Here is a 2382-nt window from a genome sequence, read left to right on the forward strand (position 1 = left end):
ACTCGATCGCGCGAACCGACCACGGCGCGCCAATACCGAGCGCCGCTTCGAAGACTCTGGCTGTCATGGCACCACTCCTCGGAGTGATCAACCGGGCTTCATCGTACCCACTCGATTTTCAAGAGAGGCCAACTTCTTTGGGTTCCGCCTTTGGCGCGTTGGCAAGAGTTCGGCCTTCGAGGCGTGGAATCCTTCTGGTACCCGGAGCCTGCCGAGACGGGGCAGGTTTCTGAAAGCGTCGCCCAGATCACCGACCCTTCAACGCCAGGCTTGTTCTACGGCGATGCCGGGCAACTTGATGCACTTTGCCGCTAGGGCAACGCTGAACAAGTCCCTCGCGCACTGCGCGTCCCTGCTTTGGGCGGTCTGCTGCGTTGCAAATCCTCGCCGTAGCCAGAGCTACGGCTGCGGTTTGCGCCTTGCAGCCCATGAAACCCGGGGGCGGTTCAGTAAGAACTCGACACAGCAGCGCAGGGTGAGCTGCCGTCCGGCCCGATCGCGTAGGGATTGAGGTCACCGGTGACTCCCAGCCCTCGCACGAAGCGCGCCATTCCATGCACCTGCAGCAGCCGCTTGACGTACTGGGCTGCAATGAGATCCACGACCCCGGCTCCGATCTGCACTGCAGTCTTGCCCATGTTCCGGCCTGTGGAGGCGTTGTAGAGCCAGCCAAGTGCCTTGGCCATGCCCTGCAACGCCTTGGCCTGTTCGACGCCGGCAATCACCGCTCGACGCTGCGCCTCCACAGCGGCCGCGGCGTGACCGATCGATGCTTGAGCCCATGCGGGGTCATCCAACAACATCTCAAGACCTTGGCTGATCGCCATCTTCTTGGCGATGCTCTTGACGGTGCCTGCGGTACTGGCTGTGAGCAGCGACTGCAACGGCCCCGAGACGAAATGCTCGCCCACGGCGCGGGCCATGTCGGCGTCCTCGTCCGCGTCGAAGTAAGGCTCTGGCAGCGTCAGCAAGCACACCGGCTTGACCAGCTGGCGGTTGGCCTTGATCCAAGCATCTGCACGCGGTGCGTGCTTTCGCAATGAGTCCAGCCCCAGTGAGAGCGGGTCACCCAGGCGCTGGTCGTGATCAGACGACACCGGCGTGCCGGGCGGCGGCAATTCCAGTGCGGTGAAGAGCCGCGCGTCGGCCGGGTCGTAGCGCCGGCCACTGAGGTAGCGAATCGGCAGCGGCGACGCGTTGAAGCCCACGACCTTCAAGCCGAACCGGTAGGCCACGTACTGCGCCATGCCGGCGCCCAGCGAGTGACCCACCACCAGCGGGCTGATGCCGCGCTTGCGCAACTCGGCAAGCAGCTCCTCCGCCGCCGCATAGTGCGGTGCGGTGACTTCGGCCAGGTCGACACCCATCCAAAGGTTGCTGATCCAATCCGCTGCCTCGGCCGTGCCTCGAAAGGCCAACACATATTGCCCGCTGGCGTTGTGACGGTAAAGCTCGGCGACAAACGACGACGGTGTGTGCCGGGGCAGAGGTGGCAAAGCCATGGCCTGGAGATCTGCACTTTCAAGCAAGGCCGCCTTGTCGCCCAGGCTGCGCTCCAGTGCTTCCTGCTTGTGCAACGTGACGTCCAGGCTGCGCCGGGTCAACATCAACTTGAGCGACTGATTGGGCGTAGGGCGGGATTCAACCTGCCCCAGCACCTGGTTCAGCACCACGGCGACGTCCATCTCGGCCTGCAACATGGCCGGGCTGGTGTAGGTGCCCAGCGCCAGCCGCGCCAGCGTGCGCACGCTGAATGCGCTGCCAGGAAAGGCAGGCGCGTCGATGATCGATGGTCCCCCACCGGGCGTCGTTGGAGCCGACGTGTCGCCTGGCACACGAGGCGCAACGACAGGGGGGGTATCTGCCTGCGAGCCAGCCCCTTGGGGTGGGCTGGCGGGCGTCGGCGGTACGGCTGGTGCACTGGGGGAGGATGCCGATGCCGATGCCGATGCCGATGCCGGTGCCAATGGCGAGACACTTCCCCCCGGCGCCTGCACCGCCTGAGCATTGCCGCCGCCGCTGCACAGCGCTCGCAGCGCGGCAGCCATCAGCGGGTTCGTCAGCGCCAGGTCCGCCATGGCCTGGGTACGGCGTTGACCAGGCTCCGGGCTCAGGCTGCGCCCGGGCTGGCCGGGCGGGTCGTCACTGCGGTAGGCATCACTGCGCCAGATGCTGAGGGTGCCGGCATGGCAGTCCACCACCATCTCGTCGAGTTGGCGTACAGCCTGGGGCAGGTCCAGCAGCGTGCCGGGTTGGCGAAGCACCAGGGCCAGCGTGGCTTGGTGCATGTTACGTCCCGCGTAGATTTCGGCTCGCGATCCCAAGCTATTCGAGGTTGAGTCAAGGCTGCTGTCTCGCGAAGAATTGGACGGGACTCGCACC

Annotated in this window: 1 protein-coding gene; it reads right to left on the reverse strand. The window is 65.5% G+C overall.

Annotated elements, in window-relative coordinates; all coding sequences use genetic code 11:
• Window positions 1–446 precede the first annotated feature (446 nt).
• Complete coding sequence (locus EV671_RS26435) at window positions 447–2288, reverse strand: Tle-like phospholipase domain-containing protein (RefSeq protein ID WP_132576880.1); 1842 nt, start codon at window positions 2286–2288, stop codon at window positions 447–449.
• Window positions 2289–2382: the final 94 nt, after the last annotated feature.

Source organism: Roseateles saccharophilus, assembly GCF_004342485.1.
GTDB lineage: Bacteria > Pseudomonadota > Gammaproteobacteria > Burkholderiales > Burkholderiaceae_C > Pelomonas > Pelomonas saccharophila.